This is a genomic window from Mycobacterium sp. (assembly GCF_044370595.1).
GTDB lineage: Bacteria > Actinomycetota > Actinomycetes > Mycobacteriales > Mycobacteriaceae > Mycobacterium.
In genome coordinates, this window is record NZ_JBILVF010000011.1 from 13,532 (window position 1) to 28,117 (window position 14,586).

Consider the following 14,586-nt stretch of genomic DNA (forward strand, 5'->3'; position numbering starts at 1 on the left):
CACGGATGAGGGCGATCGTGTCGTCGCCAGTGGGTCTGCCGCGCTGGGTCTACCTTCCGGCCGCGGCCGGGGTTGTGTTTGTGGCCTTGCCGCTGGTGGCGCTGGCCGTCAACGCCGACTGGGCGCGGTTCGGGTTCCTCGTGACCAGTCCGACCTCGCAGACCGCGTTACTGCTCAGTTTGCGGACCGCGGCCGCGAGCACCCTGCTGTGTTTGGTGCTCGGTGTTCCACTCGCGCTGGTGCTGGCCCGCCACGACGGCCGGGTAGCTCGGCTACTGCGTCCGATCGTGCTGTTGCCGCTGGTGCTGCCGCCGGTGGTGGGTGGTCTTGCGCTGCTGTACGTGTTCGGCCGACTCGGCTTGCTCGGCCAGTACCTGGAGGCGGCCGGAATCCGGGTCGCGTTCAGCACCGCAGCGGTGGTGCTGGCGCAGACTTTCGTGTCGTTGCCGTTCCTCGTCATCGCCCTGGAGGGTGCCGCCCGCACCGCCGGGCGCGGCTACGACACCGTGGCCGCCACGCTGGGTGCGCGCCCCTCGGCGGTGTGGTGGCGGGTGACCCTGCCACTGCTGGGACCCGGACTGGTGTCAGGGGCGGTTCTGGCCTTCGCCCGGGCCCTGGGAGAGTTCGGTGCGACGTTGACCTTCGCCGGCTCCAGACCGGGTGTCACCCGCACTCTGCCCCTGGAGATTTATCTCCAACGCGAGGCCGACCCCGACGCGGCGGTGGCGCTTTCGGTCCTGCTGGTCGCTGTCGCCGCGGTCGTCGTCCTGGGATTGGGTTCCGGCCGCATCACCGGACGGCGAAGCGGTGTCTGACCTCGAAGTGACTGTCGCGGTAGCGGACCGCGGCGTGGACGTCGCCTTCACCGTCGCGGCTGGGGAGGTCCTGGCGGTGGTCGGGCCCAACGGTGCGGGGAAGTCCACCGCCGTGTCGGTGGTGGCCGGGTTGCTGCATGCCGACCGGGCGAGGGTGCGAGTTGGGGACCGGACCCTGACCGATACCGACACCGGGGTGCACGTTGCGGTGCACGACCGCAGAGTCGGCCTACTGCAGCAGGATCCTCTGCTATTCCCGCACATGACGGTGATGGACAACGTGGTGTTTGCCGCACGGCACGGCAGGCGGGTGACGAGGTCTGGTCCCGGCGCCCAGCACTGGCTGGATTGGGTGGGGGCGGCAGAAATGGCAAACCGGCGGCCCGCGGAATTGTCCGGTGGGCAGGCCCAGCGGGTAGCCCTGGCCCGTGCGCTGGCCGCCGACCCCGACGTGCTGCTGCTCGACGAGCCACTCGCGGGACTTGACGTGGCCGGCGCGGCGGCGGTGCGTCCGGTGCTGCGCGACGTGCTCACCCACGCAGGCGTGTCGTCTCGGCCCGCGGTCCTGGTCACCCACGACCTGCTCGACGTGCTCGGCATCGCCGACCGAGTCCTCGTGCTTGAACGGGGAGTCGTTGCTGAATCGGGGCCGGTAGCCGGCTTTCTGGCCGCGCCGCGGAGCCGGTTCGGCGCCCGGATCGCCGGAGTCAACGTGGTGCGGGGCGTTCTTACGGGCCCGACCACCACAGGCCCGACCAGGCTGAGCAGTGCCGGCGCGGTTTGGCACGGCGTTCCGGCTGAAATCCTGGCGGAGACATCGGAGGTGGTGGCGGTCTTTCCCCCGGCCGCAGTCGCGGTCTATCCGGACAAGCCGCGTGGCAGTCCGCGCAACAGCATCGAGGTCCGCATCGCCGCGATCGACATGACCGGCGGGGCGATCCGGGTGCGAGGCACCGAGCAGCCAGACGGAGCGCCGGGTCTGGCCGCCGACATCACCCCCGAAGCGGTTGCCGAATTGCGCTTGGCTGTCGGGAAAACCGTGTGGATGGTGGTTAAAACGCAGTCGGTGAGTTTGCACGGCGGTCATCGTTCGGTTCAGTCACCATGAAATGTCACCGTTGTGACTCGACAGCCGACACAGCCCGCCACGAACTTGCGTCATGGCGGCAACACGGTAGGTTTTGCGCCATGACGCAGTCGGACCCGACTTCACGACGCCCGAAACTGTGGTCGGCCTTGGCCGCCACGGCCTTAGCTGGTGCCACCGTGGTGACGATGGCGCTGCCGCCGATCGCGGCAGCTGAACCCGTTCCTCCGCCGCCACCTCCGGCCCCCACAACCGCACCTCCGGCCGCCCCGGCGCCTCCACCGGCTCCCGCGCCGCCCCCGCCTGCGCCGACGCCGGCACCTGCCGGGCAACCGGCGCCCCCCGCGCCCCCGGCAGATCCCAACGCGCCTGCCCCGGCCCCCGCCGCGCCGCCGCCTGCGGCTCCTGTCGATCCGGCGGCACCGCCACCGCCTGCGGCCCCACCTGCGCCCGGCGCCCCTGCTCCCGGGCCGCTCGACCCCAACGCACCTGCGCCGGCAACTGCGCCCGCAGCCGAGGCCGGCCGCGTCGAGAACGCCGCCGGTGGGTTCAGCTACGTCCTGCCCGCGGGCTGGGAGGCGGCCGACGCCTCCCGGTTGAGCTACGGACAGGCTTTGCTGCTCAAGCAGATCGGCCCTGCCCCGCTGCCCGGTCAGCCCGCCCAGACCGCCACTGACACCAGCATTCTGCTGGGACGGCTGGACATGAAACTGTTCGCCGGTGCTGAGCAGGACAATGGCAAGGCCGCCGTTCGACTCGCCTCGGATATGGGCGAGTTCTTCATGCCGTTCGCCGGCACCCGCCTCAATCAGCAGACCACCAGTCTCCAGGCCGGCGATATGCCCGGCTCGGCATCGTCCTATGACGTGAAGTTCACCGACACCGCCAAGCCGAACGGCCAGATCTGGGCCAGTGTGGTTGGGACGGCGGGGGGCGGCAGCGATCCGGGCAACCGGTGGTTTGTGGTTTGGCTGGGTACCGCCAAGGATCCGATCGACACTGCGTCGGCGAAGGCGTTGGCGGAGTCGATCCGGCCGTACACCTCACCGGCGCCCGCTTCGGCACCGGCCGCGGACCCCAACGCGCCGGTACCACCGGCGCCGCCCGCGGACCCCAACGCGCCGCCGCCACCGCCGCCGCCCGCGGACCCCAACGCGCCGCCGCCACCGCCGCCACCGGCCTGATTGCCCGCAGCGGATCGTCCTTGGGCTGTAGCGTTCACAAGACACGGCCGGTGCGCACGTCGGCCGACGAACTGAGGGGATCCTCGGATGGACATCATCGCTGCAACTGAACTGCTGGCTCGGTCGTCGACGACCACGAGCGTCGGGTGGATCGGTTACATCATCATCGGCTCGATCGCCGGGTGGATCGCCGGCAAGCTCGTCAAAGGTGGCGGCTCCGGCCTGCTGATGAACATTGTCATCGGCATCGTCGGCGCTCTGATCGGCGGTTTCCTACTCAGCTTCTTCCTGAACACCGCCGGTGGCGGGTGGTGGTTCACACTGTTCACTGCGATCCTGGGCTCGGTGGTTCTGCTCTGGATCGTGGGGAAGGTTCGCAGCAGGGCCTGATCGACTCCGGGCGTGCAGCATGGGGGTATGACGGTTCCCACCACGATGCGTGCCTGGCGGGTGCGTGAACCCGGACCGGTCCGCAGCCGCCCGCTGGAGTTCGACGAACGCGCTGAGGTTCCCCAACCCGCTGCCGGTGAGTTGTTGGTGGCGGTTCGTGCCTGCGGCGTGTGCCGGACCGACCTGCACGTCGCCGAAGGAGACCTTGCAGTCCACCGGCCGGGTGTCACGCCCGGGCATGAGGTTGTCGGCGAGGTGGTGTCGCTCGGGGCGGGTGCTGAGCGTTTCTCGCTCGGGGACCGGGTAGGCATCGCCTGGTTGCGGCACACTTGCGGCCGGTGTGTCTACTGCCGGCGTGGTGCGGAGAATCTGTGCCAGGGCTCTCGCTACACCGGATGGGACGCCGACGGCGGTTACGCCGACTTTGCCACGGTGCCAGCAGCTTTCGCGCATCGACTGCCCGGCGGGTACAGCGACGCCGAACTCGCACCGTTGCTGTGCGCCGGCATCATCGGCTTCCGCGCGCTGATGCGCGCGGATCTTCCGCCGGGCGGCAGACTCGGTTTGTACGGGTTCGGGGGCAGCGCCCACATCACCGCGCAGGTGGCGCTGGCTCAAGGCGCCGAGGTTCATGTGATGACCCGTGGCGGGCTGGCCCGCGACTTGGCGCTGGCATTGGGGGTCGCCTCGGCCCAGGGTGCCGCGCAGCCCCCGCCGGTCAAATTGGACGCTGCGATCTTGTTCGCTCCGGTCGGAGATCTGGTGCCGCCAGCGCTGGAGGCGCTCGATCGGGGCGGCACGCTGGCGGTGGCGGGTATCCACCTCAGCGATATCCCGGCACTGAACTACCAACGTCACCTTTTCCAGGAGCGTCAGATCCGCTCTGTGAGCTCCAACACCCGCGCCGATGCCCGGGAGTTTCTGGCCTTCGCGGGACGGCACCACATCGAGGTGACTGCGCCGCAATACCGGCTTACCGAGGCTGACCGCGCGCTGTCAGACCTCGCCGAAGGCCGCATCGCCGGGGCGGCTGTGCTCGTGCCGTAACGCCACCGGTCGCGCAACCAGTCCTAGGAGAGCTGCCAGACCAGGGCGGCCGCGAGTGCGCCCATGCCGTTGAGCGACCAGTGCAACGCGATCGGTGCCAGCAGGCTGCCGCTGCGCCGCCGCAGCCAGGTGAAGACGAAACCGGCCGCCGCGGTGGCCAGCACAGCGCCCAGTACGCCGGCGATCATTCCGAACACGCCGCCGCCGAGGATCCGGGTGAAGCCGGCGTTGCCGGCGGTCAAACCCAGCGACGACGCGATATGCCACAGGCCGAACAGCAACGAACCGGCGGCAGCCACGCCGCGGAAACCCCAGGCCCGGTCCAGAGCCCCGTGCAGAACTCCGCGGAAAGCCAGTTCCTCGGGGATGACCGTCTGCAGTGGAATGATGATCATCGACGCCACCAGCGCACCGGACAGGGTTGCGTAACGGTCATTGAGGAACATCGGCCGCGTCCACGGCAGCAGCGCCCCGATGGCGATCACGGCGAGCACCAGCCCGACCGCCGCGGCCGCGTAGCCTGCACCGGATTTCCAATGTTCGCGGCCCAGACCGAGTTCCGACCAGCCCAGTCCGCGGGCGCGCACCAGCAGCACCAGCATCAGCGCGGCTGCCGGGACGGTAGCGATGTTCGCCCACGGGGTGGTGAAGTGGGCGATCAGGTTCGAGATCGCCAGCACCACGATCACCACGGCGATGTCGAGGTACACCCGCAAGTGGTGCAATGCGGCCAATTGCGCCAGCGCAGGGTGAGGCGGCGCGGCCTCCGCGCTGTGATTAGGCATTTGCTCTTCATTCTACCTGCGGTTCCGACACCTCCAATACGACGTAGAACACACCGATTAAGCTCGTCGCGGACGACGGAAGAGGCTGCCTTGGTCGACAATGACACCGGAAATGGGCCGCTGCTGGCCGGACTTCGGGTGCTCGATCTCTGCGACGGTCGCGCCGACACCGTCACCCGGTTGCTGGCCGACCTGGGTGCCGACGTCCTCAAAGTGGAACCCCCCGGCGGTAGCCCGACTCGGCGGCAGCTACCCACAGTGGGTGGGGTCAGCATCCCGTTCGCCCTGCATAACGCCAACAAACGCACGGTCATGCTCGACCCGGCCGGGGAATCCGACCGGAACAGGCTGATCGCCCTGGCCGCCGAAGCCGACATCGTCATCGACACCGGATCACTTGCGGGCTACGGCACCTCCTGCGCAGATCTGGCCGACCGGTTCAGCCACTTGGTCACCATGCTGGTCAGCGACTTCGGCAGCACCGGACCGTACGCATCGTGGCGGGCTACCGACCCGGTTCTCTACGCCATGTGCACCGCGCTGTCCCGGTCGGGTCCGACCGTCGGTACGCCCGTGTTGCCCCCGGACGGCATCGCGTCGGCGACGGCCGCGGTACAGGCGACGTGGGTGCTGTTGGTGGCCTATTTCAACCGGGTGCGCTGCGGAGCGGGTGACTACATCGACTTTTCCCGGTTTGACGCGGTGGTTATGGCGTTGGATCCGCCGTTCGGAACCCAGGGCCAGGCGGCCACCGCCCGCAAGGGCGGCGAACGCTGGCGGGGCAGGCCGCGAAACCAGGACCTCTATCCCATCTTCAAGTGCAGCGACGGGTTCGTCCGGATTTGTGTGATGGCGCCCCGGCAGTGGCACGGCTTGCGCGCCTGGCTCGGTGAGCCGGAGCGGTTCCAGGACCCGCGCTTTGACACCCTCGCCGCCCGGGCCCAGGCGTTCGACGAACTCGGCGCGCTGATCGGCGCGATGTTCACCCAGCGCACCAGAGACCAACTGGTCGCCGAGGGGCAACGCCATGGCGTCCCGATCGCCGCTGTGCTGACCGCCTCGGAGGCACTGCACTCCGACCATCTCGACGCCGTGGGCGCCCTCACCGACGCCGAACTGGCCCCCGGCGTGACGGCCCGGGTACCGGTCGGGTACTGGTCAGTGGACGGCGAGCGGGCCGGTTTCCGGACCGCCGCCCGGCCGGTCGGGGCCGAGGAGCCCTGCTGGCGGGGGGAGCGGTTCGACCCTGTGCCGGGGGCGCCCGTCGGAGGCCTGCCGCTGGAGGGCATTCGGGTCGCCGACCTCGGCATCATCGTCGCCGGCGGCGAATTGAGCAGACTATTCGGCGACCTCGGTGCGGAGGTCGTCAAGGTCGAAAGCGCCGCCTACCCGGACGGTCTGCGGCAGAAACGTCCCCACCAGGCGATCGGCGACTCCTTCGCGCGCGCCCACCGCAACCATCTGGGTTTCGGTGTCGATCTGCGCAACCCGGCAGGTGCGGGGGTATTCGCCGAACTCGTCGGGACCGCCGACGCACTCTTCGCCAACTTCAAGCCGGGAACGTTGGCCGCCTTGGGTTTTGGACCCCAACGGCTCGAAGAACTCAACCCCTCGCTGGTGATCGCCGAGAGCAGCGCCTACGGCGATCAAGGGCCGTGGAGCACCCGACTGGGCTATGGGCCGCTGGTGCGGGCCGCGACGGGTGTTACCAGCCTGTGGACCTCTGATCAACCCAATCCCGCTGCGCGCCATCCGTTTTACGACGCCACCACCATCTTCCCGGATCATGTGGTGGGCCGGATCAGTGCGATCGGAGCGTTGGCCGGGTTGATCCGCAGGCGGCGCAGCGGGGTGGGAGCGCGGATTCACGTTTCGCAGGCCGAGGCGGGCATCAACCAGCTGGACACCCGGTTCGTGCTGCTGGCCGCCGAGGCCGCCGAGGCCGCCGGCGACGGCACGTCCATCTGCCACGACGAGGAAGTGCACCTGGTACTGCGCTGCGCCGGGGACGATGAATGGTGTGTGGTGTCGCTGCTGTCGGAGTCCGACAAGCGCGCAGCGGCCACTATCAGCGGCGGTGTGGAACTGAGCCGGTGGGCGGCGCAACACCCACCACAGGAGGTGGCCGAACGGCTGCAGGCCGCCGGCGTCGCGGCGGGCCCGATGAACCGGCCCGACGAGGTCTACGACCATCCCCAGTTGCGCTGGCGCAATGTGTTGGTGGACATGACGCATCCCCTGTTCGAGATGCCCTTACCTGCTGAAACCGGGCCGGCCCCGTTCCGGAACATTCCGGCGTCGCCGCAACGTCCGGCGCCACTGCCCGGCGCAGACACCCGTCGGGTGTGCCGCGACGTGCTGGGGATGACGGCGACACAGATCGACGAGTTGATCGCCAGCGGCGCCCTGTTCGCCGCCGAGGATCGAGAAGGGGTTCCGCAATGAAAACCACCAACAGCTCGGCCACCGACGGCCCGCAGTTGTACATCGACGGGAGGTTCCGGATCGCCGACAAGGCCGAACCGGTTCTCGAGGCGGCGACCGGTGAACTTCTCGGTGACGGCGCCAGCGCAACTGAGGCCGACATCGACGCGGCCGTGGCCGCCGCGCGGGCGGCGCTGCCGGGCTGGCGATCGGCCTCACCGGATCACCGGGCGAAAGCATTGATGGACTTCGCTGCGGCACTGCATGCGCGTGCGGCCAGCACCACCGAATTGGTGACCCGCGAGAACGGCATGCCGATGCGGTTGTCCCGCGGCGCCAATGGCCTTTTCCCGGCCGCTCTGATGGCCTACTACGCCAAGCTGATCACTGAAACGCCCATAGAGGAAATCCGGCCGAGCAGGACCGGCCACACCATCGTCCGCCGGGAACCGGTCGGAGTGGTCGCTGCAATCGTGCCGTGGAACTACCCACAAGCCCTGGCCGCGTTCAAGCTGGCCCCGGCGCTGGCCGCCGGATGCACGGTCGTGCTCAAGGCGTCACCCGAAACCGCCTTGGATGCATTGGTTTTCGCGGAAGCCGCAGAGGAAGCCGGAATCCCCCCCGGTGTGCTCAACGTGGTCCCGGGTGCAACGCAGGCCGGTGCCCACCTGGTGTCCCACCCCGGTGTCGACAAGGTCAGCTTCACCGGTTCGACGGCGGTCGGCCGGATCATCGGCGAGGTGTGCGGCAGGTTGTTGCGGCCGGTCACCCTCGAACTTGGCGGCAAGTCAGCCGCCATCATCCTCGACGACGCCGATCTGGACGCCACCATGGCCGGCCTGAAGTCGGTATCGCTGGTCAACAACGGCCAGACATGCTTCCTGGGTTCGCGGATCCTGGCGCCTCGGTCCCGCTACGGCGAGGTGGTCGACGCCCTGGCCGACCTGATTAACGGACTCGCCGTGGGTGATCCGCTGGACATGGCCACCGACATAGGGCCGGTCGTCAGTGCCCGCCAGCGTGAACGCGTCCTGGGCTACATCGAGGACGGCAAGCGCAGTGGCGCGAAACTGGTTGCCGGCGGCGATGTTCCGGCCGACCAGCCGCGCGGCTGGTTCGTCGAGCCGACGGTGTTCGCCGACGTCGACAACTCGGCCCGGATCGCCCAGGAAGAGATATTCGGGCCGGTGCTCGCGGTGATTCCTTACGACAGCGATGCGCACGCCATCGAGTTGGCCAACGACAGCGAGTTCGGGTTGGCCGGAACGGTGTGGTCCACCGATACCGACCGGGCCACCGAGGTGGCGCGCGAAATCCACACCGGCACAGTCGGTATCAACGACTACCAACTCGACATGGCCGCGCCCTTCGGCGGGGTCAAGGCCAGCGGTATCGGCCGGGAACTCGGCCCGGAGGGGCTGGCGGAATTCTTCTCGCTGAAGTCCATCTACCGGGTCGGCCCGGCCGACGGCTGAGCGGCGTTGAGCCCGGTTCAGCCCGGCCCGGGGGAGTGGGTCAGTCGCGGGCGAAGGCCGCTGCCGCCTCCCGTTCCAGATCGAGGTACTGCTCCTCGCCGATGTCAACGCCCACACCGAGGATCACTCCGCCTTTGAACGGGAAGCCCGGCGGGTAGGAACGGCTCACCGGATCAGCGCTGTCGAATCCGACGCACAGCCCGTCGCCGGACAGGGTGAACTTGCCGACCTGCGCACGCATGGGTCCCTCGGCGACCACCTTGTCGTCAACGTAGAGTTTGGCCGTCCCAGTCGATTCGCCGTGTTCGCCGGCATTCTCGCGAATGAACTCGACCCCCAGCGTTCGCTTTCCGGCTTCGAGTTTGCCGGAGGTGAACGTCTGCTCGGGCTTGATTCCGAGGAAGTTGTAGACATAGTTCAGCTTGCCGTCCTTGATGAACAAGGTGTGTCCGCCGAAGCGTGAGCCGTGCGCGAAGATCACCCCTTCGGTGTCCGGGGTGACCTCCACGTCGGCGAGGATCTTGTAGGAACGGCCGCGCACATTGACCGCCGCCCCCTCGGGTACCGGAGCGGTGTCTGGGTAGTAGATGTAACGGCTGCGCGGGGGCTCGGCCTGCGGCCGGACGTTGCCCAGCTGCTCGACGGCGGTCCGATCGTCAAGGGGTAGAACGAAGTTCGCCTCGGCCTCCTCGAACCAGGCGTCGATGAGCTCCTTGAGCTTCTCCGGGTGCTCCTTGGCCAGGTTCTTCGACTCGGCACGGTCTGCGTCGACGTGATAGAGCTCCCAGACGTCTTTGTCGAAGTTGCCCTTACCGCTGATCGGGGCATGGATGGCGGATGCCTTCCAGCCGTCCTGCCAGATCCCGCGGGTGCCCAGCATCGTGTAGTACTGACGTTTCTTCTGTGTCGCGGAGTCGGCGGAGTCGAAGCTGTAACGCATCGAGACGCCGTTGAGTGGGTACTGCTCGACGCCGCGGTACACCTTGGGCATCTCCAGACCGGTCACATCGAGGATGGTCGATACGACATCGGTGGAGTGGTGGTACTGGTGGCGCACCTCGCCCTTGGCCTTGATGCCCTTGGGCCAGTGGATCACCATCGGGTCACAGGTGCCGCCGGAGAACTGGGAGTAGCGCTTAAACATCTGGAATGGCGTCGAGAACGCCACCGCCCACCCGGTGGGGTAGTGGTTGTAGGTCTCCGGGCTGCCCAGGGTGTCGAGGTACTGCATGTTCTCGCTCAACTCGTCGGGGTAGCCGTTGAAGAACTTGTTCTCGTTGACCGACCCGTTGGGCGAACCCTCGCCGGACGCGCCGTTGTCGGCGCAGTAGAAGATCAGCGTGTTCTCCAGTTGGCCGGTCTTCTCCAGGTAGTCGACGATCCGGCCGACCTGGGCATCGGTGTACTCCGAGAAGCCGGCGAACACCTCGGCCATCCGGGCGAACAGACTCTTCTCGTCGGCGTTGAGTTCCGCCCATGGCCGAACGTAGTCGTCTTTGTTGGCCATGTCCTCCGGCATCGGATTGAGCGGGGTCAGTTCGGTGCCCTCCGGCATGATGCCGCGCTCGATCATCCGCGCCAGGACCCAGTCCCGATAGGCCTCGTAGCCGTCGTCGAACTTGCCCTTGTACTTGTCGATGTAGTCCTGCGGCGCATGGTGTGGGGCATGGTTGGCGCCTGGGCAGAACCACATGAACCAGGGCTTGGACGGGGTGGCCGAGTGCTGGTCGCGCAGCATCCGAAGTGCTTGGTCTGCAAGATCTTTGGAGAGGTGGTAGCCCCCCTCCGGGGTGGCCGGCGGCTCGATGAAGCGGTTGTCCTCGACCAGGTCGGGATACCAGTTGTTGGTCTCGCCGCCCAGGAACCCGTAGAACCTGTCGAACCCTTTCGACAGCGGCCATTCTGAGCGGCTTCCGCCGGCGGAGATATCTTCCTCCGGTACGTTGTGGTTCTTGCCGATCCAGTAGGTGCTGTAGCCGTTGTCCTGGAGCACCTGGCCGATAGTGGCGCACTCGGCGGGCAGTCGCCCGGCCGCCCCGGGGAATCCGTTGGACCCCTCGGTGATGGCCGCGCACCGGTTGACGTGATGGTTGCGGCCGGTCAGGAAGGTTGACCGGGTGGGGGAGCACAGGGCAGTGGTGTGCCACTGGGAGTAGGTGAGACCGTTTTCGGCCAACCGGTCCAGGGTCGGCATGTTGATGCCGCCGCCGTAGGGCGACCAGGCAGCCAGTCCGGTGTCGTCATAGAGAACGATCAGGATGTTCGGTGAACCCTCTGGTGCCCGGGTGAGTTCATAGGGTCCCCAGTCCGGGGTGGAGTCTCGCACATCCAGTTTGATGACTCCGTTGAACTCTTTCTTGGGCTTTGAGGCCACGCGTATCTCCTTGTTCTCGGCACAATTCGCCCCCATGATGTCACGGTCCGTTGCCGATTCATAGGTTCACCATCTGTATTGCCTTGCGTGTCGCTGAACCGTGTTAGCGCACTACATAGGCATCCCGGGACGTGTGGTGTGTTTTGCGAGAATCCGCTCTCCGGGCTTCCGTTGAGGACGGTGCTAGGTTTTGACGGGCGTCAAAGGAACGGAGAGGTGCCGGCATGACCCTGGATCCGCGGACACCGGTGCTGATCGGGGCCGGGCAGATCAATCAGCGCACCGAGGACGCCGGTGTCGAACCGGTGGACCTGATGGCCGCCGCGGCGAGGGAGGCCGCTGACCCCCGGGTGCTGGCCGCCGTCGACTCCATCCGGGTGGTGAACCTGCTGTCCTGGCGCTATCGCGACCCCGGCCTGCTGTTGGGGCGGCAGATCGGCGCGCCGCACGCCGCCACGCAATACACCGGTATCGGCGGCAACACTCCGCAGTCACTGGTCAACCAGACCTGCCTGGACATCCTGAGCGGCGGCGCCGACGCGGTGCTCCTGGCCGGCGGCGAGACCTGGCGGACCCGGATGCGGCTGCGGGCCAGAGGGATCCGTCCGGACTGGACCAGCCAAGACGAGTCGGTTCCGGTGCCCCCGGGCGCGGGGGCGGACGTCCCGATGTCAGGACCGGCCGACGAGCGCATCGGGCTGGACCGCCCGTCGTTCGTCTACCCCCTGTTCGAAGAAGCGCTGCGGATCGCCGATGGGGAATCGGTCGACGCCCACCGCCGGCGGATCGGGGAATTGTGGGCCCAGTTCAGCGCGGTCGCGGCAGTCAACCCGCATGCCTGGGTCCGCGAGCCACTCTCGGGGGAGCAGATCACACAGCCCGGTCCCGGCAATCGCATGATCAGCTGGCCCTACCCGAAGCTGATGAACTCCAACAATATGGTCGATCAGGCGGCCGCGGTGCTGCTGTGCTCGGTGGAGAAGGCTACCCACCTGCAAATCCCCCGTGACAGTTGGGTTTTCCCGTATGCCGGCACCGATTCACACGACACCTATAGCTTCGCCGAACGTCACGAATTGCACCGCAGCCCGGCAATCCGGATCGCCGGCGCCCGGGTGCTGGAACTGGCCGGCATGGGGCTCGACGACCTCGACTATGTCGACCTGTACTCCTGCTTCCCGTCGGCCGTGCAGGTGGCCGCCCGCGAGTTAGGCCTTCCGGTTGGCGATCCGGGCCGCCCGCTGACAGTTACCGGCGGGCTGACGTTCGCTGGTGGTCCGTGGAACAACTACGTCATGCATTCGATCGCCACGATGGCGCAACGGCTGCGGGACAACCCCGGATCGCGTGGACTGGTGACGGCCAACGGCGGCTACCTGACCAAGCACAGCTTCGGTGTCTATAGCGCCACACCGCCGCCGCAGGACTACCGCTGGGAGGACGTCCAGGATGTCGTCGACGCCGAGCCCACCCGCACCGCACTGGTGCAGTGGGACGGTGTCGGAACCGTTGAATCCTGGACCACCCCGCATGACCGGGACGGCGACCCGGAAAAGGCTTTCCTGACGGTCCGCACACCGGACGGCGCGCGGGTGCTGGCAGTCATCAGCGACGCCGCAGAGGCCGCTGTCACGGTTTCCGAGGATATCGCCGGTGCGAAGGTGAGGGTTCGATCCGACGGTCGGGCTTCCTTGGGGGCGACGGCGTAGCGCCGGTCCCGCTCCCACTCCGCTCCGGGAGTTTCACCGCACGGCGCAAGGGTGTTTCGCACCGTCACACCGCTGCCGGAGTTCGCCGGTGCCAAACATGACAGCAGGCCTGTCGCCGGCGGGCGACAGGCCTGCTGGTTACGGAATTCTCAGGCGCGGGATGGGGTAGCGCCGAGAACCCGCTGCATATCGGGAATCATCTGCTGAAGTTGGGCGCCCCAGTAACCCCAGCTGTGGGTGCCGTTGGCCGGGAAGTTGAACACGCCGTTCTTGCCGCCTGCGGCGAGGTAGTTGTCCATGAAGGTCTTGTTGGTGCGCAAGGTGAAGCCCTCCAGGAACTGTGCGGCCATCAGGTTCCCACCGCCGCCCGAGGTATCCAGATCCGACGGCGTGCCGGTGCCGCAGTAGATCCAGATCCGGGTGTTGTTGGCGACGAGTTGGTTGACGTTCACCATCGGGTCGTTACGGCGCCACGCCGGGTCCGAAGAGGGGCCCCACATGCTCTGGGCGTTGAACCCGCCGGCGTCGTTCATCGCCAGACCGATCAGCATCGGCCACCAACCCTCGGAGGGGTTGAGGAAGCCGGACAGCGAAGCCGCGTAGGGGTACTTCTGCGGGTAGTAGACGGCATAGGTCAGCGCTGAGCTGCCCGCCATCGAGATCCCGACCACCGCATTGCCGTTCGGGTCGATGCCGTGTTTGTCCTTGAGATAGACCGGCAACTCCTGGTTCATGAACGTTTCCCACTTGTAGGTGTAGTTCTGACCGTTGCCCTGCGACGGCTGATACCAGTCGGTGTAGAAACTGGACTGCCCACCAACGGGCATGACCACCGACAGGCCGGAGTTGAGGAACCACTCGAAGGCTGGTGTGTTGATGTCCCAGCCATTGAAGTCGTCCTGGGCGCGAAGCCCGTCCATCAGGAACACCGCATGCGGGCCGCCGCCCTGGAACTGGATGCGGATGTTGCGCCCCATCGATGGCGACGGAACATCCAGGTAGAGCACCGGGAGACCGGGCCGCGAGAAAGCGGACGCCGTCGCCGAACCGCCGGCGACTCCGATCAGGCCGGGCAAGACGGCTACAGCGGCTACGGCTGCAGCCGCTCGGCGCATCCATATGCCGCGCAACTTCTCGACGATCTTCATGAGGACTCCCATCACCTTTCGTACCGGAGCAGCTGTGGACTGCTGTGTTCGGTAGTCAAGCACCGCAGCACAGGGTGATGGGTCATGCGACGCGGTGCGCCAAGTCGCAGTTGCGCAACGATCAGATCACGCGATGTGCTACCGCACG

11 protein-coding genes are annotated in these 14,586 nt (G+C 67.4%); 8 read left to right on the plus strand and 3 right to left on the minus strand.

Going from position 1 to position 14,586, the window contains the following annotated elements:
* Positions 1-5: 5 nt before the first annotated feature.
* From ADBZ5N_RS02945 to ADBZ5N_RS02965, 5 genes are all read left to right on the plus strand, one after another.
* A complete protein-coding gene (locus tag ADBZ5N_RS02945; protein ID WP_526255996.1) occupies positions 6-815 on the plus strand; it encodes an ABC transporter permease in 810 nt (269 codons plus the stop codon).
* Positions 808-1,923 carry a sulfate/molybdate ABC transporter ATP-binding protein gene (locus ADBZ5N_RS02950; RefSeq protein WP_526255997.1) on the plus strand — a complete coding sequence of 372 codons (1,116 nt, stop codon included), beginning with the start codon at positions 808-810 and terminating at the stop codon, positions 1,921-1,923. Before ADBZ5N_RS02945 ends, ADBZ5N_RS02950 begins: the two co-directional genes overlap by 8 nt.
* A gap of 80 nt (positions 1,924-2,003) precedes the next feature.
* Entirely contained in the window at positions 2,004-3,086 is a 1,083-nt protein-coding gene (locus ADBZ5N_RS02955; protein ID WP_526255998.1) for an APA family fibronectin-binding glycoprotein, read from the plus strand.
* A gap of 87 nt (positions 3,087-3,173) precedes the next feature.
* Positions 3,174-3,476, plus strand: a complete 303-nt coding sequence (locus ADBZ5N_RS02960) for a GlsB/YeaQ/YmgE family stress response membrane protein (protein ID WP_526255999.1) — start codon at positions 3,174-3,176, stop codon at positions 3,474-3,476.
* Positions 3,477-3,503: 27 nt separating this feature from the next.
* Entirely contained in the window at positions 3,504-4,523 is a 1,020-nt protein-coding gene (locus ADBZ5N_RS02965) for a zinc-binding alcohol dehydrogenase family protein (RefSeq protein ID WP_526256000.1), read from the plus strand.
* Between the two features lie 23 nt (positions 4,524-4,546).
* Here the strand turns inward: ADBZ5N_RS02965 and ADBZ5N_RS02970 are convergent, their stop codons facing one another.
* Positions 4,547-5,308, minus strand: a complete 762-nt coding sequence (locus ADBZ5N_RS02970; RefSeq protein WP_526256001.1) for a CPBP family intramembrane glutamic endopeptidase — start codon at positions 5,306-5,308, stop codon at positions 4,547-4,549.
* A 90-nt stretch (positions 5,309-5,398) separates the two neighbouring features.
* Here ADBZ5N_RS02970 and ADBZ5N_RS02975 point away from each other — a divergent pair, with 90 nt between their 5' ends.
* Entirely contained in the window at positions 5,399-7,753 is a 2,355-nt protein-coding gene (locus ADBZ5N_RS02975; protein WP_526256002.1) for a CaiB/BaiF CoA transferase family protein, read from the plus strand.
* The gene (locus ADBZ5N_RS02980; RefSeq protein WP_526256003.1) at positions 7,750-9,207 is read left to right on the plus strand and encodes an aldehyde dehydrogenase; all 1,458 of its coding nucleotides are present in this window, start codon (positions 7,750-7,752) and stop codon (positions 9,205-9,207) included. Before ADBZ5N_RS02975 ends, ADBZ5N_RS02980 begins: the two co-directional genes overlap by 4 nt.
* Before the next feature lie 40 nt (positions 9,208-9,247).
* On the opposite strand, the gene ADBZ5N_RS02985 is transcribed toward ADBZ5N_RS02980, so the two are convergent.
* Positions 9,248-11,617, minus strand: coding sequence for an arylsulfatase (locus ADBZ5N_RS02985; protein WP_526256004.1), 2,370 nt, complete (start codon positions 11,615-11,617; stop codon positions 9,248-9,250).
* A gap of 188 nt (positions 11,618-11,805) precedes the next feature.
* On the opposite strand from ADBZ5N_RS02985, the gene ADBZ5N_RS02990 reads away from it, so the two are divergent.
* Positions 11,806-13,290: an acetyl-CoA acetyltransferase gene (locus ADBZ5N_RS02990; RefSeq protein WP_526256005.1), complete on the plus strand. Its 1,485-nt coding sequence runs from the start codon at positions 11,806-11,808 to the stop codon at positions 13,288-13,290.
* A gap of 149 nt (positions 13,291-13,439) precedes the next feature.
* On the opposite strand, the gene ADBZ5N_RS02995 is transcribed toward ADBZ5N_RS02990, so the two are convergent.
* Positions 13,440-14,438 (minus strand): alpha/beta hydrolase, encoded by a 999-nt coding sequence (locus ADBZ5N_RS02995; RefSeq protein ID WP_526256025.1) that lies wholly within the window; start codon positions 14,436-14,438, stop codon positions 13,440-13,442.
* Positions 14,439-14,586: the final 148 nt, after the last annotated feature.